Origin of the sequence: Aneurinibacillus tyrosinisolvens (genome assembly GCF_001015055.1) — a bacterium.
Lineage (GTDB): Bacteria > Bacillota > Bacilli > Aneurinibacillales > Aneurinibacillaceae > Aneurinibacillus_A > Aneurinibacillus_A tyrosinisolvens.
The window spans coordinates 32,245-51,123 of record NZ_BBWZ01000037.1 but is presented as its reverse complement, the minus strand read 5'-3'; the positions used below and the strand labels follow the sequence as shown (position 1 = coordinate 51,123).

Sequence of the window (18,879 nt, the reverse complement as noted above, 5' to 3'; positions counted from 1 at the left end):
AAACTAAGATAACGAAGAGAGGTCGCAAGACCTTGAGAGCGCTCCTCTTCCGCGTCATTATGCCTTTGGTCGGCAAGAACACTGCTTTTAAAGCTCTTCACGCGTACTATACAACACGACCCAATAATCCTTTGAAAAAGATGCAGTCTCTCATCGCTTTGTGTAACAAGTTGATACGTGTGTTGTTTACCGTCGGTAAAAAGCAGTGTGAGTTTAGTGAAGAAAGAATGTTAAGGGACATCCCTCACATGGCACTCGCAAAGAGTGCAGCTTAACTTTTTTGTTTTCTGTCAGGTAATCAGACATTTGGAAGGTTTATAGATTTAGAAGACATTTGAAGCACGGATTAGTCAGTCATTAAACTATATTGCGGGCATAGACCCTGTCGGGCAGCATTACTGACATCCACCTCATGGAAAGGTTGGACGAAGGAATTTTGGAGCGAAGACTCTGTGAGACATGGGAGGGTTGACCTCCATGAGAAATGTGGACATCCATCATGCGACCATATATTAACTAATTATACATTTTTTGGATGAGAGTGGATAGGTAGGTGTGGCTTTTTTTGTCCTCCTCCTCCAATAATATCCTAATCTAACTTATAATTCCGATTAAAGATGGCCTTCTAAATCTGTATCACCTTAAAATCGTGAGAAAACAGAAGAAAATAAGAGAAATTCGTTTTTATATAGAGGGAGGATAGCGTAACAATATTAACAAAATGAACCTAATGTATACAAATAAAGCCACCCCTAAAGTTGGGCGGCTTTATTTGTGTGTTATTTCACTTTATTTTCATGTTTTTGTTTAAGCTGTAACTTTAGCTCGTCAACTGTAATTCCTTTTTCTTTAGCTTTCTGTTCAAGTTTTGCTTGTTGCTCTGACTTTTTTGCTTTCGCCTGGGCCTTTAATTGTGTTTTTAATTCATCAATTGAAATTCCTTTTTCTTTAGCAAGAGCTGTTAGCTTTGCAAGACGTTCCGCTTTCTTTGCTGTTATCTTTTCTTTTACTAATTGCTTCACTTGTTCAGGAGTTTTACCTGTTGTGTCAATTCCAAGTTTTTGAGCTAATTCAGCAACCATTTCATTATTTTTTTGCTGGTTTTCTTGCTTTTTAGCTGCTAACTTCTCTTTAATTTGAGCTTTAATCTGTTCAGGAGTTTTGCCTGTTACTTCGATACCGAGCTTTGCAGCTACCGCATTCAATTTAGCAAGTTGTTCTTTCTGTTTCTCAGCTTTTTTTAGCCTCGCGTTCTGCCTTGGCTTTTGCTTTTTGCTCTATTTTAACTTGTTTTTGATTTGCTTGTGCTGATGTTTGCTCCGCTGCGTATGCTCCAGAAGCTAAGGATACAAGAGCAATGCTCGTAGCAAGGGTTGTCCCGATGATTTTTTTAGAAATACTTTTCATGTTGAATTTACCTCCAATGGAATAGTTTTCTTGTGTAGTATACATCTTAATTATGTCAGTTTTATTACAAAGAAATATGAAATCTAAGAAATGGTATAAAAAATAAAGAGTTATTTATTTTGAGATGAAAAACAGGCATAGATCTCTGTAAAAAAGATAATTAGGATTTTTCAACGTATCAAGGCTATTCCATAAGGGAGCGACTTTATTGTTTTTGTGCCTTCTTGCTGAACTAACGGGCAGTTATCGCCAATAACTATAAATACATATGAGGGAAAATTGGATATCAATTGTTTGTATTTTTGTATTGTCGTCGTTTTATTAGGACACAGGCTCTTGTCCATTATTGCGCTTTTTGCATTCCTTTAAATAGGCAACTGCATAGGATAAAACGGTAAACAATTATGAGAGGAGAATGCATATGTACAATAATTCTTGCTATCACTATCAATGGCATAATCCAATGCATCACCACTGGAATAACAGTTGGAGTTATAATTGGAACCCTTATTATCACAATTGGAACAATAATAACTGGAATCCTTATTATGGAAACATCATATTAAAAGATTATGGAACAAGACCATTTGTAGTGAATATTGACCAAGCTACTAAGCAAAACAATACTTACCGTACTGCTTTATGGACAGGGAAAAACTTACAAGTGACTCTGATGAGTATTAATGTTGGAGATGACATCGGTTTAGAAGTCCACCCGACAACTGATCAATTCATACGGATTGAAGAAGGTCAGGGACTTGTTCAAATGGGTAATAGAAAAGATAATTTAGATTTTCAAGAAATGGCGTATGATGGGTATGCAATTATGATACCTGCTGGAAAATGGCACAATGTAACCAATACGGGTAATCAATCACTTAAAATTTACGTTATCTATGCACCGCCTGAGCATCCATATGGTACAGTTCACGAAACGAAAGCAATTGCAATGGCTTCTGAAAGAAACTACTAACATTAATCGAATGAAAAATGTATATAAGGATAGGTAAAAAGCTGTATTGTTTTACAGTCTTTGATATTCAGCTAAAGGGAATCGTTAAGGAAATATGGCTGTTTCGGCAGTCGTTTTTTATTTGCTGTGTTAACAGACATTTTAATTAAATAAGGGATACTATTTACGTTTTATCCCTTGCTAAAATTTGGTATTATTTTCTTGAGAATAAACGAAAAGAGGGTGAAGAAGGTGAAGGAAGCTAGGTTAATAAAAAATAACACATATCTACTCTTTGCAGTTGTACCACTCTCTATAGTTGGTTATCTCTTTGCTGTCTACGAGGAATCCCTGTTTTTTTTGTATGAGTGGTTTCTAACTTTACTCCTTGCTGGTTCCGTTATCTTATCAATAGTTAGCATTATTAAAATTAAAAGTGCATTAAAATGGATATCCATTTCATTTTTGGCTTTTCTTATTCAATTTTCTACATTGAGTCTATTTTTAGGGCCATTTACTTTTCGTGCCTTGTTTCCTTTGTTTTATGTTGTTGCTTTGTTATCTATTCTTATCTTTGTTATCACCCATAAAAAAGTTGATAAATTTAAGTCGTTACCTATAATCTTTATATTTCTCTCGATAATATTCTTATTTTATATGGTTACATTAAACAGTTTGTGGGGAGCAAATTTATCTTTAGGTTTGATTTTCCTAATAGAATGAAGATGATTCAATAAGGCTGTTTGGCCGCCTTTTATTTAATTATCGGGAGTTTAGTTAGAGAAAAGCTTATGAAGATAATCAAATATCTCAAACAAAGGAAGTATAAGATAAATAATCGCATAAGGAAATTATTGTAAAATGATTTGTTTTTATATAGAGTAAGAAATAAAAAGGGTGAGATAAGATGCAATGGAAACGTTTTGCCTTTCACTTTGTTTATTTGGTTGTCATAATCCTTGTGGTTTTTCAGGGACTAAAATTCGATGATCTACTTGACCAAAGAGCAAGAGAAACAATGGATAGGGACACTTTGTATTGGATTTATTTCACGCTATTTCCAATTCTGAACGGCTTATTACTTAAAATTGGTGGATTGGTTATAAAGGCAAAAAGAAAAGGAAAGTGGAGGATAGACTGGATAAAGGTAATTGTAATTGGAATACCAATGCTCTATATAACGTTGATACCCATGCTTTCTTTCACTTTATTTCTAGGAATTAATTTACCGTTTTCTGGATATATCATGACGATTGGAGGAGGTAAACTCACATTTATTAGTGGAACAATCGTTGGTTACGTTTTATTAGATAGTCTTTATAAGGAACTGATTACAACAGAGATACAAGAGAACCACATTACAAATTAATTGTATTTGTTAAGCTAAAACCAGCTAATAGTTTGTCAATATTTATCTCTAAAATTCTTAAAAAGTAATGCTATACTAAAAATGGGTATGCCAAATAACCTTTCCATCATTGAGTGGAAGGTTTTTCTTTTATTGATTTAATTTGGGATTTAAATTAAATCAAGGAAAGGTTCTTTGCTTTTTAGAATGGCATAAATCCAGTGAAGGAGCTTATTTATGCAGGCCACAACTGCGACTCTGTATGGTTTTCCTTCTTCACGTTTCTTGTCATAGAATTCTCGCAGCTTCTTACAGCCGGAACGTCGTAGACCGCACAGTACCGCAAGGTACAGTGTGTGCCGAAGGCGTTTGGAGCCTCGTTTTGTAATTCGATTGGCTGTGGAAGTGAATTTTCCTGACGAATAGACACTCGGATCGATGCCCGCATACGCCACTAATTTCTTCGCGTGGGTAAACCGATCGATTTCTCCGATTTCAGATAAAATCGTGGCCGCGATTTTCTTGCCGATGCCGGGAATCGATTGGATTATTTTATATTCTTCTACTTCTTCAGCCAGGGCATCAATCTGCTCGGTTAAGTTGGATAGGTGCTCCTGGTATTGGAGAAGTAGGTCGATGTAAAGTTTCAGGCTGATAAGGTGGCTTTGATAGGCCGTCTTCTGAAAAGGATTACGGTCTGCTGCAGCCATGATGAGATGTCCTTTTTCCTTAGCCCAACGCTCTGAACGGCTTGTACATAGGCAAGCGATTTTCTCTGTTATTTTTGTTTCTCCCGTATCCAAGATAGAGTGGAGGTAGGAAACGCTTGTAAGAAGAGAAGAGAAATCCGCGAAAACAAATCTCCAAACACCCCACAATATTCAGGGAATACTTGATCTAACACCGCATGGAACTGCAGTTTTGCTTGAACGTACATGGCCGTCAAGGACTCGAATTGTCTCGTCAAATGGCGAAGATTCAAGAGCCTTTCGCCTCTTTGTTTATGAATTTCGAATTCCTCTTTATAATACAGTTCACAGAGCTGATAAGCATCGACGGCGTCGGTCTTTACTTTACGCAGCGAAGACTTTTTGGCCTGGTTAGAAATCAATGGGTTCACCACAATATAGAAAATATCTTGTTCCGTAAGGAACTGAATAACAGCAGCCTGATAGTGTCCTGTTGACTCCAGGATGACAGTAGGTGATTGCCCTGTATGTGCTGTCACCTCCTGAATGAGACTCAAAAACTCACTAAGCCCTTCTTGTGTATGGAAAAATGAAAAGCTTTTACCGTAAGGTTTTCCTTTATTTAAAAAAGTTTGTCCCTGACTTTGTCCTTTGGATATATCCAGACCAATCACTGGATTCATCGATTTTCCCCCTTATGAAAAGATTTTTATTTGCCGGTACCCCTGTGCATTGCTTGCAGTTCCACAGCATCGCTAGTGATGCGAGATCATTGTCCCAACCAGCCTAAACATGGTTTCTACAAGTAGGGGGTGAACAGTTTTAGCGACGGGATGATATTCCCAGGGAATCGGTCGTCCTCCCCCGGCTACCGATATTTAGACCATGTAAATAAAAAATGGTCAACCAGAAAAAATTGGCTGACCTCATAATACGACGGGAATCGTTAGTTCAATAAAGCATAAAAAGCCACCCTGGGTGGCTTTTTATTATTTGGTCCCAAAATAAACAACGAACAATAACAGAGCCTAAAAATAAAAATTAGGTAAAGAAAAACGAGCCTTAGAAGCAATTTTAGAGGCTCGTTTAACGTATAGGGTGACACTTTTATACGCCCTAAAATAACTCATTTTTCCCAAACACTCGCTATTGTAGGACTCTCAGACAGAAGCGGCTTTTTCTAAAGAACACTTTCAATGTAGAACCATAGTAAATTAACGAACATATGCCTAACCTTCACATATTCCACTTAATTAATTTCAACCAAATTATCTCCAATAGGAATAGCTTTTTCCGCTAGTGAACGTCCAAAAATAATTTTCCATCCATCCTTATCTTTATATACAGGCAAAGTTTCTGTCATTGTTGCAGATGCAGATTTATTTTCAGTGGATACCAAAACTAAATTGTTTCCAACAACAGCTATACCCCGAATTTTCCCTTCACTAAAAAAGTCTTCTTTTTTAGATAGGTATTTTTTCAATTCAGCAGTATTGCTAAATAATACATCCCTACGGTATTTTGCCATTTCATCTATATTACCTTCTTCTCGAGCCTCAATATAATTTTTTACCGCTTGTTTTGCACTCTGTATAGGTTCATCCAACCTGCTTGTATTAAGTGGTCTAATATCCAATACAGATGGTATTCCAGTCACAAGTTTCCATTCGTTCTTTTCTTTGTATACAGGCGATGTGGTAATTAAAATTTTATCCTTGTATCTTGATTCATAGGATACGAATGCTAATGTATCGTCTATAACTTTGATATCTGTAATGATTGCATTAACCAACGGCTGTTTTTTACAAAGACTGCTATAAACCTCCCTTAGATTATTAATGGGGACAGCATATTTCGAATTCCTTATCATCCCATTTACGTCACCCAACTTTTGGGCGTGAAAAAAACGTACAACGGCTTCTTTTGCACTTTCTGTATCAACGCTGTTGCTACTTGAAGCACTTGATACAGAAGGTGTGGATTGATTTTTGTTGAAAAGAGTAAGCCCATTTATTAGTAAAACCAAGACAAACAAGAATACAGTATATTTGATTTTATTCATTGAATTAACCTCTCTTTTTTAGCAAATATTTACTTCCTTATTGTGTGGAAAAGAAAGGATGTTATTCACATTTTTAAGGATAACTTCATATGTTAAAAGAGATTTTTGTTTTTAGTAAAAACACATTGAAACCTTTTACGCTTTAAACCGTAGATAAAGGTAAGAAATCAATCTATGGATGATACTATTAGGAATCACTTTGCTTTTGGAGGAGCCTGTCACCAAGGGATACGTATGTCCCTTGGTGACAGGCTCTTTTTGCATTTTTTTAACATGCAAACAAATAATAGGGTGAAAAAAGGTGGTATTTGTGTGTTAATACTTCAATTAGCTATTATTTTAATTGCAGCAAAAATCGCGGGGGATATAAGCGTAAGATTAGGTCAGCCTTCTGTTCTTGGTAAGCTCTTAATTGGGATTGTGTTGGGACCCTCCGTTTTAGGAGTAGTGAATGATACAGAGATATTAGCAGAGTTTAGTCAAATTGGCGTGATTCTGCTGATGTTTATTGCAGGGTTAGAAACAGACGTTGATGAATTTAAACGGACCGGAAAATCCTCTACCTATGTAGGTGTCGCTGGGATTGTTGTTCCTCTTGCTTTTGGATATTTGGCTGGCATGATGCTGGGTCTTGCCTCGATAGAGTCTTGGTTTTTAGGATTATTGCTTTCAGCGACAAGTGTAAGTATTTCTGTTCAAGCCCTTAAGGAGATGGGAAAACTACAATCACGTGAAGGGGCAACCATTTTAGGAGCAGCTGTTATTGATGATGTTTTGGTCATCCTTGCCTTGGCATTTTTAATGAGCCTTGCGGGTGGAGATGTTAACCTGGGCATGGTGATACTAAAGAAAATCTTATTCTTCGCAGGAGCCATCCTTGTAGGCTGGAAAGTTGTACCTTGGTTTTTAAAAAAGTTTGCACCATTACAAGTAACAGAAGCGGTAATTTCATCTGCTTTAATTATCTGTTTTGTTTATGCATACGCAGCAGAATATACAGGGGTCGCTGCGATTATTGGAGCCTATATAGCAGGAGTCGCTATCAGTTTAACAGGTTATAAACATGAAGTTTTTGAAAAGGTTGAAACGATTAGTTACTCAATTTTTGTTCCTGTTTTCTTTACATCCATTGGTATCACTGCTGAGTTTAGTGGTATTACTGAAAATTTAAGTCTAATTGTGATATTGAGTGTTTTAGCTGTCTTAACCAAATTAATCGGTGGAACCATCGGTGCAAAAGCAGCTGGATTCCCCTGGAACAGCTCGCTGGGAATAGGTTCGGCTATGGTCTCCCGTGGTGAAGTTGCTCTCATTATCGCAGCGATTGGCTTGGAATCTAAGCTGTTGAGTCAGGATATGTTTGCTGTTATTGTTGTGGTGGTTCTTATTACAACCATTGTAACCCCACCCATGATGAAATGTTTTTTTGCAGGGAAAGGGGAAAAACCACATCTTTCTGAAAAACAGGCTTAATGTATTTATAACAAAAGGAAGGGGGGTTGAAAGGTTAGACCCAACTCTTCCTCCCCTCTTTTTTATAAGCCTTATTCTGGATTTTAAATTTCTGAACCATAAGTCGTTTAAGTGAACCCTTCGGGAATAAAATGTAGTTTAATACAATTAATCATTCTGATGAAATAACTAAGGTATAAGTTCATAAGAAAAAGTGGATTCTTAGGAGGTTTATGGGAAAGGAATTACCCTAATGCCCCTTTTTAATAAGAATTATCCCTAAAAGAAAAAAGAAAAGAGTTAACCAAAAACTTAACATAAGTAAGCTTCTTGGAACCAACGATTCTCCCATCATTACATGGTAGCTCATAAAAAACATTCGGCAAAGTAAGAGAATAAAGGAAAGTCCGAGAAGGATATAAGATTTGCGCATTCGATTCCTCCCATAGTATTTGATTTCATTATAGACTTTTGTGAACTACCCAGCACTTAAAACCTCACGGTTTTTGAATTGGGGGCTTCTCGACTTAGCGTTGCTTTTAGTAGCCAACGAAAACTGACCGAGCTATCCCTCTTGTTCCAAGAGTTCTTTCTGCTATGCTAACGCTAATAAGCGTAATCCTTCATATTTGATATTGATAGAAGCATTCCAGTCCCTGTCTGACACAAAACCACAATCACAGTGGAATATACGTTCGGAAAGGGATAAGGATTCCTTCACTTGAAGGCAACATGAACAAGTCTTGGATGATGGAAACCACTTATCTATCTTGATAAGCTTCTTCTCTTGCTCATCTAACTTGTATTGGAGAAGTGTCGTGAACATGCCCCATGCATGATCAGCAACGCTTTTGCCGAAATGGAAGGCTTGTGACATTCCCTTCATGTTGAGGTCTTCAATAACCACGCAATCATACCGTTTCGCTAATTTGTGCGATTCCTTATGTAGAAAGTCTTTTCGTTGGTTTGTAACTCTTTCATGTAGCTTCGCTACTTTCTGACGCTGTTTATGCCAACGATCAGATCCTTTCTTTCTGCGCGATAGAATACGTTGTTCCTTCGCCAATTTTTCCAAGGCTTGGCGATAGAAACGAGGGTAATTGGCTGTCTCACCTTCTTCGCTATCGACAAATAAGCCATTCATGGAAAAATCCAAACCAACAACAGCCTGTATTTCTTTTTGTATCGGTTGATGTTCGTATTCGGTGAGAATAGAAACATCGTATTTTCCTGTTTTTGTTCGAGAAACCGTACAAGACTTGATGATGTGGTGTGACGGAATTTCACGATGTTGTTTCATTTTTACAAGTTTCAGTTTCGGTAATTTGATATAGCCATCTAAAAGCATGATGTTTCCATTGACCACATGGGTTGTGTAGGATTGTCTCGCCTTACGGCTTTTGAACTTCGGAAATTTAGCACGACCAGAAAAGAAATTTTTGTATGATTTCTGCAAGTTGAGTTGAGCATTGGCCAACGCAAGGCTATCTACTTCTTTGAGCCATACAAACTCCTTTTTATACTTGGCAGGAGTAGGCGATTTTTGCTTCTTTAGCGTTTCTTTATTATCCTTAAATTGCTCATACGTTTCCTTTCGTTCCGAAAGCATTTTGTTGTAGACGAAACGGACACAACCGAAGGTTTTAGCAAGAAGTTGCTCTTGTTCTTGCGTTGGGTATAGGCGGAACTTATAGGCTTTGTTTGCCATATTGGATCCCCTCATTTCATCCCTTGATTTTCTATATACTGCTTTATCACTTCAATGGGCGAAAAAAAGAGACAGCTTTAGGCTACGCCTAACCGAAATTCATCTCCAACTTTCACTGGTGCTGTCGCACCTTCACGTTTAGAAGTGGGAGACTTCTTTCAGAGGGAAGTTAAAATTAAGTGAAAAACATAGGTGATTAGTATGCTAATTTTGGCTAATTAAATTGGAGCTAGTATAGTTTCATGGACACGTCTTAGTTAAGTCCTTAGAATACTACTTGAGAGGATGTGTCCGACTTGAAACAGAAGAACCCAGGTAAAAAGTATAATGAAGACTTTAAGAAAACGATTGTGGACCTCTATCATGCTGGTAGCTCGGCAAAGGAATTAAGCAGCGAATATGGCGTATCTGAAGTAACGATTTATAAGTGGATAAAAGAATTCACTCCTGTGGGAGGAGGGGAAGACTCGCTCACTCCGAAGGAAGTGGCTGCCATCCAAAAGGAAAACCTTCGGTTAAAACAGGAACTTGAAATCTTAAAAAAGGCTATGGCCATATTCGCCAAAAAGTAAAAGACGCAGAGCTTACCGTTTTTATTGAGGAGCATAAGAATCAGTATCCCATCCAGATGATGTGTGGGATATTAAAGATGCCAAGAAGTACTTACTATCAATCCTTACGGAAAACAGAATCCCCTCGTGAGAGGAAAAACAAAAAACTGACGAAGAAAATCCGACAAATCCATCTAGACAGTAATGAACGTTATGGCGCTCCCAAAATTCACCTGTCGTTAATTAATGATGGTTTCAAAGTCAGTCTAAAACGTGTGCAGCGTTTAATGAAGAAGGCGGACATCCGTTCCATCACAAAGAAGAAATATCGGCCCTATCCTTCAAAAGAAAAAGTTATACAATTGGGCAATCTGTTAAAGAGAGACTTTTCCACTCAGACCATCAATGAGAAATGGGTGACGGATATTACTTATATTCATACATTGAAGGATGGATGGTGCTATTTAGCTTCTGTTTTAGACCTGCACTCCAAGAAAATCGTGGGGTATTCTTTTTCTCGTTCTATGACGACCAATTTGGTGATTAAGGCAGTAGAAAACGCCTATCATACACAAAAGCCCGCTAAGGGCTTACTTCTTCACTCTGACTTAGGTTCGCAGTATACAAGCTGTGAGTTTATGAACTTCGTTCAATCGCTTGGGATGGTACAGTCCTTTAGCCAAAAGGGCTGCCCTTATGACAATGCCTGTATTGAGTCTTTTCATGCCATTTTAAAGAAGGAAGAAGTGAATCATATCCAGTACGCAGATTATACTTCTGCCAAACTCGCCATGTTTCAATTCATTGAAAGCTGGTACAACCGAAAAAGGATCCATAGCAGTTTAGGGTACCAAACACCACAGATGATAGAAAATCAAATCAAACAATCAGCCTAAAGCTTAACTCTTTTGTATCCAAGATATTGACTCAAATCCATACGCAAGATAACATATTATCCTGACTTATATTAAGTTGAATAAAATGGAGGAGAAAAACATGTCTTTAATTAATGTAATTGGTCTTGGGTATATAGGTTTACCCACAGCTTTAATGTTTGCAAAAAATGGGATTAAGGTAGTAGGAACTGATTATAATGTTAGTTTAGTAAATTCACTAAGAGAAGGTAAACTTACTTTTGAAGAGGAAGGATTAAAAGAATTATTTAATGACGCTCTTTTAAATGGAATTGAATTTACAACTGAATATCAAAAAACTCATACTTACATCATTGCAGTTCCAACTCCTTATCTCAAGGACAGTAAGAAACTCGATCCAAAGTATGTTATTTCAGCCGTAAATAGTGTTCTAGATGTCTGTGAAAAAGGTGCAGCATTAATTATAGAATCCACTATATCACCAGGGACAATTGATAAATATGTGCGCCCTGAAATTGAAAATAGAGGATTTGTCATTGGGGAAGAGATACATCTATTACATGCACCTGAAAGAATAATACCAGGTAACATGATCTATGAGCTTGAGCACAACTCAAGAACAATTGGAGCGGATAACCCTGAAATTGGTGAGAAAGTTAAAGGGCTATATTCTAATTTTTGTAAGGCGGAAATCGTTGTTACTGATATAAGATCAGCAGAAATGTCTAAGGTTGTAGAAAATACTTATCGAGATATTAACATTGCCTTTGCTAATGAATTAGCCAAGATTTGTCGAACTGATAATATGGATGTTTATGAGATTATTAGAATTGCAAATAAGCATCCACGAGTTAATATTTTACAACCAGGTCCAGGTGTTGGGGGGCATTGTATTTCAGTAGATCCATGGTTTTTAGTAGGGGATTATCCAGATTTGACAAACTTAATACTGACAGCTAGAAAAACAAATGATTCCATGCCTAGACATGTACTAGGTCGTATTAGAGATATTATGAGAGAGCATAATATTAAAGATATATCAAAAGTGGGGCTATATGGATTAGCATATAAAGAAAACGTTGACGATACAAGAGAAAGTCCTACCCTTCAATTGTTAGAAAGAATGGACGAGCATTTAGCATTTGGGGTGAAAATATTTGATCCTTTCGTAAAAAGTCGAATTGTAGATCATCAGTTTATGAACTTTGAGGACTTTCTAAATGAAATAGAAATTTTGGTGATTATGGTAGGACATAATCATATAAAAGAAAATATGGACTTAATTAAGAACAAGCTGGTTCTTGATACTAAAAACATTTGTACATTTAAGGGTTTATATAAACTATAAAAGTAAAATTGGTAGATAAGATGAAAAAAAATAATGGATTGTTTTAAAGTAATAAGAATTTCTGGATAGAAATAACAAATTAAGTATTCCTTTATATTACATAAATCTATGACAAGGGATATAAGGAAGAACTTCTGGAGTTAGTATAGTTTCATGGACACGTCTTAGTTAAGTCCTTACAATACTATTTGAGAGGATGTGTCCGACTTGAAACAGAAGAATCCAGGTAAAAAGTACAATGATGATTTTAAGAAAACGATTGTGGACCTCTACCATGCGGGTAGCTCAGCGAAAGAATTAAGCAGCGAATATGGCGTATCTGAAGTAACGATTTATAAATGGATAAAAGAATTCACTCCTGTGGGAGAAGGGGAAGACTCGCTCACCCCGAAGGAAGTAGCTGCCATCCAAAAGGAAAACCTTCGGTTAAAACAGGAACTTGAAATCTAAAAAAAGGCTATGGCCATATTCGCAAAAAAGTAAAGGACACAGAGCTTACCGTTTTTATTGAGGAACACAAGAATCAGTACCCCATCCAGATCATGTGTGGGGTATTGAGGATGCCAAGAAGCACCTACTATCAATCCTTACAGCAAACACAATCCCACCGTGAACGGGAAAACAAAAAACTGACGAAGAAAATCCGACAAATCCATCTAGACAGTAAGGAACGATATGGCACTCCCAAAATTCACCTGTCGTGAATCATATCCAGTACGCAGATTATACTTCTGCCAAACTCGCCATGTTTCAATTCATTGAAAGCTGGTACAATCGAAAAAGGATCCATAGCAGTTTAGGGTACCAAACACCACAAATGATAGAAAATCAAATCAAGCAATCAGCTTAAAACTTAACTTTTTTGTGTCCAAGATATTGACTCAAATCCAAATTTACCGGTAGAGGGTGTTAAGAGATAAAGAGATCGGGGAAAATTACTAAATATTTAGTTAAATTTATGTTTACAAATACTTTTTTGATTGTTATACTATTTAAAAGTAAATTGAATACACTTTCAAATTAGGAGGAGCCTGTCACCAGGGGCTCCTCTTTGCCATTTTTCCCGAATTTCCGGAGAAGGAGCCTGTGGTTGCAGGCTCCTTCTGTCATTTTATAGGGAAGGAGGGATTTTATGAAAGCCTTTAAAGTCATCGTTATTTCCATTGTTTTATTGCTATATTCATCACTTTCTATTTACAGCATCGGGGTGATGGACAGAGCAAACTCAAATACAATAACGCTTTTACTTGTGTTAGCGATTGTTTTGGGTGGATTTTTAGTTTCTTATTTTGTGCATTTCATAGCGGACTTAAAAGGAAAAAGCAGCACATCAAACAGAAGCATCGATAGAGACCAATGATAAAGATAAAAATGGAGTGAAATGCCCGTATGACGAATCAAGCTATGGTAGCGATTGGGATTTTCCTAATCACATATGCGTTTATCATCACTGAAAAAATACATCGAACGATTGTCGCTATGATAGGCGGCATTCTAATGGTAGGACTAGGGGTTGTTAGCCAGGAAACAGCGCTTCATCATATCGATTTTAATACACTGGGGCTATTAACCGGAATGATGATTATCGTCTCGATTACTGCGGAAACCGGACTTTTTAAATATATCGCCATCTGGTCAGCAAAAAAAGTAAAAGGTGACCCTCTAAGAGTTCTTATTGCTTTAGGGTTAATTACAGCCATTGGCTCTGCCTTCCTCGATAATGTGACGACGGTTCTCCTTATGGTTCCAGTGACATTCAGTATTACGAGACGGTTAAGTGTTTCACCGATGCCGTATTTACTCACCGAAATCTTTGCTTCTAACATCGGAGGGACCTCAACGCTTATTGGCGACCCGCCTAATATTATGATTGGAAGTGCTGTACCTGAACTTTCTTTTATGGCGTTTATTTATAATTTATCTGCGATTTCATTCCTCATTATGTTTGTGACCCTGGCTATTCTTGCTTTTTGGTACCGCAAAGAATTAAGGACAACGGAAGAATTAAAAGCAAACATTATGAATTTGAACGAAAAAGATGAAATTACGGATGTAAAGCTTTTGAAGAAGTCCTTGCTTGCCCTTGGTTTAACCATTATAGGCTTTTTCATTCATCAGATTATACATGTGGAGTCTGCAACCATCGCGCTGGCGGGTGCATTCTTTTTGCTTTTATTAACAGGGGAACATTATTTAGAAGATGCACTTACGAAGGTTGAATGGACCACGATTTTCTTCTTTATCGGTTTGTTTGTTTTGGTTTCCGGATTGATGGAAACAGGGGTGATATCTAAACTTGCCAGTTATGCTGTAGGTCTAACAGGGGGGGATTTAACCAAGGCAAGCATGCTTATTCTTTGGTTAAGTGCCATTGCATCCGCCTTTGTTGACAACATTCCCTTTGTCGCCACGATGATTCCTATGATTAAGGATATGGGAACCATGGGGATTACAAATTTAGAACCACTTTGGTGGAGCTTAGCATTAGGGGCTTGCTTAGGTGGAAATGGAACATTGATTGGAGCGAGTGCTAACGTTATTGTAGCCGGATTAGCTGCGAAAGAAGGACACCATATTTCATTTGTGAAATTTTTATTTATTGGTTTTCCCCTCATGATTTTATCGATTGTGATTTCCACCATCTATATCTATTTACGATATCTTCTTTAAAATAGGAGGACGCTTCATGAAGCTAATTTATGAATATAACCAAGATGATATGGAAGTTACTGAGAAGAAAAATGGCAAGGATACTGATTTTCAAATTAAAATTAAGAACACAGAATATTTGCCCGCAATTCATAAAGTTCGCTCGTTCTTTGACCATAACAAAATTCATACGGATGTCTTGTTTTATACATTGTCCAATAACACGTATCAAGTTATTGTTCGTGAAGATTACTATACTGATTTTATTACGACATTGTTTAAATATCATTTGGTCCTGCTCATCAGGTGGGAATAAAAATATGACAAATGATAAAAAGAGGGATAGCTAATTGGCTATCCCTCTTTTTATCATTAAAATTTCTTGGAAAAGCGATTTCATTCAGCATTTGTTTATATCCGGAAGAACTACTAAGAAGACAGGGACTTTCCTTTGTCCAGCTGCGATGATTCATGGTGTTTGTACTCTTTCTCCCAAAAATCAGCATCTTTGATACCTAACTTTACTGGATCAAACACAGGATTTTCCCCTTCTTTTTTCTGGCTTTCATAATCTTTTAATACCCGCAGCGCTGGCTTCGTGAGGAGTAAGATGGCAATAAGGTTTAACCATGCCATGCTTCCAACACCAATGTCTCCTAACGCCCAGGCTAGGGACGCTGTTTTTACACTGCCATAGAAGACAACAACTAATATAGCACCTTTTAAGGCATACTCTGACCAGACACGTTTTACTTTACGGTTAATATAGGCTAAGTTTGTTTCTGCCATGTAGTAATAAGCCATGATGGTAGTAAATGCAAAGAAAAAGAGAGCAACGGCAACAAAAGGAGCACCAAAACCAGGTAGCACTGATTCTATGGCTTGCTGTGTGTAAACAGGACCCGGTTCAACGTTCCCAAGATTATTTACAATAGGAGCTGCGCCTTCTGGTTTGACATTATACATACCTGTAATAAGAATCATAAACGCTGTTGCAGAACAAACAAACCAGGTATCAACATAGACCGAAAAAGCCTGTACTAGACCTTGCTTAGCTGGATGTGATACTTCTGCGGCTGAGGCTGCATGAGGCGCAGTGCCTTGTCCTGCTTCATTTGAGTAAATCCCCCGTTTTACTCCCCACATTACGGCTGAACCGAGAATGCCGCCAAAAGCAGCATCAGCACCGAATGCGCTGCTAAAAATAAGAGAGATTACAGCAGGCAATTCGGAGATGTTTGCGAGCACAATATATAAGGCAACTAAAATGTAACCTAATGCCATAAACGGTACAACGACCTCAGCCACACTCGCGATTCGTTTTACACCGCCGAAAATAATAATGGCAAGAAAAGCAATGAGAATAACCCCGGTAATAACAGGGCTAATTCCAAATGCGTTCTCAATTCCAGCGGCAATACTATTGGCTTGGACACCTGGAAGAAGGACGCCTGTTGCAAGCACGGTGACAATCGCAAACAATACAGCATACCATTTTATTTTCAATCCTTTCTCTATGTAGTACGCTGGACCTCCACGAAATTGACCATCTTGTTTCGTTTTGTAGACTTGTCCAAGGGCTGCTTCCACAAATGCAGACCCAGCTCCCAAGAATGCGATAAGCCACATCCAGAAGACAGAACCTGGTCCTCCAAACCCGATAGCAGTAGCCACACCTGCAATGTTTCCTGTTCCGACTCTTCCGGCGAGTGCTATAGTTAACGCCTGGAAAGAGGATACTCCCGCTTCAGAACTCTTGCTTTCAAACATGAGCCTTATCATTTCCTTAATGTGCCTTAGTTGAAGAAAACGAGTAGCGAGTGAATAGAATAGTCCTGTTCCTAAGCAAAGGTAAATCAACCCCTTACTCCAGATGATTCCATTTAACCAATTAACAAAATCCTCCAATATGACCCCTCCCTTTATAAATTTTGTTCATCAACCAATTATAAAATATTATAAATACTCTATAAACAATTAAAAATGGGTTATTGCATTAAAAGATATAACAAGAAACTAGTTCGACTAATGATTCTCTATATTCCTTCGGTATAGGTAAGCCCCTCTAAGAAATTAACAAAATTTATTTAAAATAACCCTGTTAAGTGTTGATTTTTTTATGAAACGAACGGGTAGAAGGTAAGGAAATCAATATAATTTGACGGGCTAAAAAGGATTTGTTAAGAGAATAATAAACATAATTACTGCGCATTTGAAAGAGGAGATGTAGAATGTTTTATGATTGGATTTTGTTATTAGCCATCGCTGTTGGAGTAACATTTATTGCGGATAAATTAAGGCAACCCTACCCAACTTTTCTTGTCATTGTAGGTTTAATCATTGGATTAGTTCCTATTCCAGCATTAGAAAATATTAAGCATTTTTCTACCAACGATGTTGTTTTCCAAACAGCAGTGATTATCATATTCTTAGCCGCCCTTTTAGGTGACGCAGCTTTAAAACTACCTTTGGACGAGTTAAGGGAAAATAAAAAACCGATATTATTGCTTGCATTTGTTGGGACATTCTTAACGTTCTTACTCGTATTAAGCCTTACATACTTGTTACTTCGCCTTCCTTTACAACAAGCTTTAATTTTTGGTTCATTAATGGCGGCAACAGACCCGGTATCAGTACTTAGCATTTTTAGGTCAATGGGACTTAACAAAAGATTATCCATTATCGTTGAGGGTGAAAGCTTGGCTAATGATGGGGTAGCCGTAGTATTGTTTAAAATTGCGCTTGTAACTACTGTTCTTACTTTAACCGGAGTTTCTCAAGGCCTGCTTATCTTTATCAAGGTTGTATGTGGGGGGATTGTGATTGGCGGTTTAGGTGGATTCCTTGCTTCTCGAATTACGTCAAGAATCGATAATCATTTAGTAGAAATTGGACTCTCCATTGTTCTTTTCTATGGTGCTTATGAGTTGGCAGAGCATTTCCACCTTTCTGGTGTGATTGCTGTCGTAACTGCTGGCTTAATACTTGGAACCTATGGTAAAAACATTGGGATGTCGGATTTAACGCATGAAAGGATGGATTCCTTCTGGGAAGTAGTTGCTTTTATTGCGAATATACTTATTTTTCTCATGGTGGGGTTACAGGTAGCTAATATCAGTTTTGCAGATAAGTGGATGTTAGTTGTAGGGAGTATATTGATTGTTCTCATCGCACGATTCATCGCTGTTTATGTCAGTCTTATTTTTGATAAAGGTGTTCCTAGACCCTGGAAGCACGTGATTGCTTGGGGAGGGTTAAAGGGTTCACTTTCAATTGCGTTAATCTTAAGTATCTCACCAACGTTCCCTGGTCGGGAGCTGTTGTTAGCTATGACGTTTACTAATGTTGTTTTTTCTTTATTGGTACAGGGAGTTACAATCAAGAAACTAGTTTCATTCCTTGGAGTGAAGTAATTTTCACAAGAGAAGTGGGTCCTAATAATTACCGGATATCACAGTAGTTTTTAATGCCAAACTGCCGGTTTTATTAGTTAACAAAACAATTGATGGGTGATGTTCCAGTAGCATTAGAATTTCGAAATCAAACGTGGTTTTCCTCATCAATGCTGGACAAAACCCTTGCTTTTATGGAACAGGAGGGCTGGATACACACGATTGTTGATGAGCCTCAGGTTGGAGAGGGCTCTCTCTACCCAACGCATTCTGAATCGACAATTATACGATTACATGGCCGCAATGCTGCTAGTCGGCTCAAATCAAATCAACCAAATTGGCGAGAAGTTCGGTATCTTTATAGATATAATTAAAATGAATTAAAAGAATGGTCTGTCCAACTTCATGATTTACAAAAAAATCCAAGGAATTGTGCATATTGTTTA

Annotated in this window: 18 protein-coding genes and 3 pseudogenes; 15 read left to right on the top strand and 6 right to left on the bottom strand. The window is 37.5% G+C overall.

Going from position 1 to position 18,879, the window contains the following annotated elements; translation table 11 throughout:
• Positions 1 to 275 (top strand): annotated as a pseudogene (locus tag MBEAL2_RS33160) (IS110 family transposase); the annotation flags it as partial.
• Between the two features lie 504 nt (positions 276 to 779).
• On the opposite strand, the gene MBEAL2_RS29630 reads toward MBEAL2_RS33160, so the two are convergent.
• Entirely contained in the window at positions 780 to 1,205 is a 426-nt protein-coding gene (locus tag MBEAL2_RS29630) for a hypothetical protein (protein WP_052947928.1), read from the bottom strand.
• 25 nt (positions 1,206 to 1,230) lie between these two features.
• Positions 1,231 to 1,407, bottom strand: coding sequence for a hypothetical protein (locus MBEAL2_RS32005; protein ID WP_161798274.1), 177 nt, complete (start codon positions 1,405 to 1,407; stop codon positions 1,231 to 1,233).
• Positions 1,408 to 1,828: 421 nt separating this feature from the next.
• On the opposite strand from MBEAL2_RS32005, the gene MBEAL2_RS22655 reads away from it, so the two are divergent.
• The 3 genes from MBEAL2_RS22655 to MBEAL2_RS22645 all read left to right on the top strand — a co-directional run bounded on the left by MBEAL2_RS22655 (position 1,829) and on the right by MBEAL2_RS22645 (position 3,728).
• Positions 1,829 to 2,380, top strand: a complete 552-nt coding sequence (locus MBEAL2_RS22655) for a cupin domain-containing protein (protein ID WP_047154510.1) — start codon at positions 1,829 to 1,831, stop codon at positions 2,378 to 2,380.
• A gap of 231 nt (positions 2,381 to 2,611) precedes the next feature.
• Complete coding sequence (locus tag MBEAL2_RS22650) at positions 2,612 to 3,082, top strand: hypothetical protein (RefSeq protein ID WP_047154509.1); 471 nt, start codon at positions 2,612 to 2,614, stop codon at positions 3,080 to 3,082.
• Between the two features lie 184 nt (positions 3,083 to 3,266).
• Entirely contained in the window at positions 3,267 to 3,728 is a 462-nt protein-coding gene (locus tag MBEAL2_RS22645) for a hypothetical protein (RefSeq protein WP_047154508.1), read from the top strand.
• Positions 3,729 to 3,877: 149 nt separating this feature from the next.
• Here MBEAL2_RS22645 and MBEAL2_RS22640 read toward each other — a convergent pair.
• Both MBEAL2_RS22640 and MBEAL2_RS22635 read right to left on the bottom strand, forming a co-directional pair.
• Positions 3,878 to 5,079, bottom strand: a pseudogene (locus MBEAL2_RS22640) (IS110 family RNA-guided transposase).
• A 566-nt stretch (positions 5,080 to 5,645) separates the two neighbouring features.
• Positions 5,646 to 6,458, bottom strand: coding sequence for a hypothetical protein (locus MBEAL2_RS22635; RefSeq protein WP_047154507.1), 813 nt, complete (start codon positions 6,456 to 6,458; stop codon positions 5,646 to 5,648).
• A 312-nt stretch (positions 6,459 to 6,770) separates the two neighbouring features.
• Here MBEAL2_RS22635 and MBEAL2_RS22630 point away from each other — a divergent pair, with 312 nt between their 5' ends.
• Complete coding sequence (locus MBEAL2_RS22630) at positions 6,771 to 7,931, top strand: cation:proton antiporter (protein ID WP_047154506.1); 1,161 nt, start codon at positions 6,771 to 6,773, stop codon at positions 7,929 to 7,931.
• A gap of 574 nt (positions 7,932 to 8,505) precedes the next feature.
• On the opposite strand, the gene MBEAL2_RS22620 is transcribed toward MBEAL2_RS22630, so the two are convergent.
• Entirely contained in the window at positions 8,506 to 9,618 is a 1,113-nt protein-coding gene (locus MBEAL2_RS22620; protein ID WP_047154504.1) for an RNA-guided endonuclease TnpB family protein, read from the bottom strand.
• Between the two features lie 296 nt (positions 9,619 to 9,914).
• Between MBEAL2_RS22620 and MBEAL2_RS22610 the strand changes: the two genes are divergently transcribed.
• The 8 genes and pseudogenes from MBEAL2_RS22610 (at position 9,915) to MBEAL2_RS22585 (ending at position 15,357) form a co-directional block, all read left to right on the top strand.
• A protein-coding gene (locus MBEAL2_RS22610; protein ID WP_152667892.1) for an IS3 family transposase occupies positions 9,915 to 11,065 on the top strand; the annotation gives its coding sequence in 2 pieces (ribosomal slippage) (positions 9,915 to 10,164 and positions 10,164 to 11,065; 1,152 coding nt in all).
• Between the two features lie 100 nt (positions 11,066 to 11,165).
• The gene (locus tag MBEAL2_RS22605) at positions 11,166 to 12,392 is read left to right on the top strand and encodes a nucleotide sugar dehydrogenase (RefSeq protein WP_047154502.1); all 1,227 of its coding nucleotides are present in this window, start codon (positions 11,166 to 11,168) and stop codon (positions 12,390 to 12,392) included.
• Positions 12,393 to 12,599: 207 nt separating this feature from the next.
• A complete protein-coding gene (locus MBEAL2_RS22600) occupies positions 12,600 to 12,842 on the top strand; it encodes a transposase (protein ID WP_047154501.1) in 243 nt (80 codons plus the stop codon).
• A 110-nt stretch (positions 12,843 to 12,952) separates the two neighbouring features.
• Entirely contained in the window at positions 12,953 to 13,096 is a 144-nt protein-coding gene (locus MBEAL2_RS32000) for a transposase (protein ID WP_161798273.1), read from the top strand.
• Positions 13,093 to 13,242, top strand: a pseudogene (locus MBEAL2_RS34100) (IS3-like element ISCb3 family transposase); the annotation flags it as partial. The gene MBEAL2_RS32000 and the pseudogene MBEAL2_RS34100, both read left to right, overlap by 4 nt.
• A 282-nt stretch (positions 13,243 to 13,524) precedes the next feature.
• Positions 13,525 to 13,752, top strand: coding sequence for a hypothetical protein (locus MBEAL2_RS22595; RefSeq protein WP_047154500.1), 228 nt, complete (start codon positions 13,525 to 13,527; stop codon positions 13,750 to 13,752).
• 29 nt (positions 13,753 to 13,781) lie between these two features.
• Positions 13,782 to 15,062 carry an ArsB/NhaD family transporter gene (locus MBEAL2_RS22590; RefSeq protein WP_047154499.1) on the top strand — a complete coding sequence of 427 codons (1,281 nt, stop codon included), beginning with the start codon at positions 13,782 to 13,784 and terminating at the stop codon, positions 15,060 to 15,062.
• Positions 15,063 to 15,078: 16 nt separating this feature from the next.
• A complete protein-coding gene (locus MBEAL2_RS22585) occupies positions 15,079 to 15,357 on the top strand; it encodes a hypothetical protein (RefSeq protein WP_047154498.1) in 279 nt (92 codons plus the stop codon).
• Between the two features lie 113 nt (positions 15,358 to 15,470).
• On the opposite strand, the gene MBEAL2_RS22580 is transcribed toward MBEAL2_RS22585, so the two are convergent.
• Positions 15,471 to 16,952, bottom strand: a complete 1,482-nt coding sequence (locus tag MBEAL2_RS22580) for an alanine/glycine:cation symporter family protein (protein ID WP_173427735.1) — start codon at positions 16,950 to 16,952, stop codon at positions 15,471 to 15,473.
• A 320-nt stretch (positions 16,953 to 17,272) separates the two neighbouring features.
• Here MBEAL2_RS22580 and MBEAL2_RS22575 point away from each other — a divergent pair, with 320 nt between their 5' ends.
• Together MBEAL2_RS22575 and MBEAL2_RS33155 are read left to right on the top strand one after the other, a co-directional pair.
• Positions 17,273 to 18,454, top strand: coding sequence for a cation:proton antiporter (locus MBEAL2_RS22575; RefSeq protein ID WP_047154496.1), 1,182 nt, complete (start codon positions 17,273 to 17,275; stop codon positions 18,452 to 18,454).
• A gap of 92 nt (positions 18,455 to 18,546) precedes the next feature.
• Positions 18,547 to 18,807, top strand: a complete 261-nt coding sequence (locus tag MBEAL2_RS33155) for a DUF72 domain-containing protein (RefSeq protein ID WP_082130103.1) — start codon at positions 18,547 to 18,549, stop codon at positions 18,805 to 18,807.
• Positions 18,808 to 18,879 lie beyond the last annotated feature (72 nt).

Coding starts and splice junctions, on each gene's coding strand:
- MBEAL2_RS32005 (WP_161798274.1), bottom strand. CDS start 1,407: ATGAAAAGTATTTCTAAAAAAATCATCGGGACAACCCTTGCTACGAGC.
- MBEAL2_RS22655 (WP_047154510.1), top strand. CDS start 1,829: ATGTACAATAATTCTTGCTATCACTATCAATGGCATAATCCAATGCAT.
- MBEAL2_RS22645 (WP_047154508.1), top strand. CDS start 3,267: ATGCAATGGAAACGTTTTGCCTTTCACTTTGTTTATTTGGTTGTCATA.
- MBEAL2_RS22635 (WP_047154507.1), bottom strand. CDS start 6,458: ATGAATAAAATCAAATATACTGTATTCTTGTTTGTCTTGGTTTTACTA.
- MBEAL2_RS22620 (WP_047154504.1), bottom strand. CDS start 9,618: ATGGCAAACAAAGCCTATAAGTTCCGCCTATACCCAACGCAAGAACAA.
- MBEAL2_RS22605 (WP_047154502.1), top strand. CDS start 11,166: ATGTCTTTAATTAATGTAATTGGTCTTGGGTATATAGGTTTACCCACA.
- MBEAL2_RS32000 (WP_161798273.1), top strand. CDS start 12,953: ATGCCAAGAAGCACCTACTATCAATCCTTACAGCAAACACAATCCCAC.
- MBEAL2_RS22595 (WP_047154500.1), top strand. CDS start 13,525: ATGAAAGCCTTTAAAGTCATCGTTATTTCCATTGTTTTATTGCTATAT.
- MBEAL2_RS22590 (WP_047154499.1), top strand. CDS start 13,782: ATGACGAATCAAGCTATGGTAGCGATTGGGATTTTCCTAATCACATAT.
- MBEAL2_RS22585 (WP_047154498.1), top strand. CDS start 15,079: ATGAAGCTAATTTATGAATATAACCAAGATGATATGGAAGTTACTGAG.
- MBEAL2_RS22575 (WP_047154496.1), top strand. CDS start 17,273: ATGTTTTATGATTGGATTTTGTTATTAGCCATCGCTGTTGGAGTAACA.
- MBEAL2_RS33155 (WP_082130103.1), top strand. CDS start 18,547: ATGGGTGATGTTCCAGTAGCATTAGAATTTCGAAATCAAACGTGGTTT.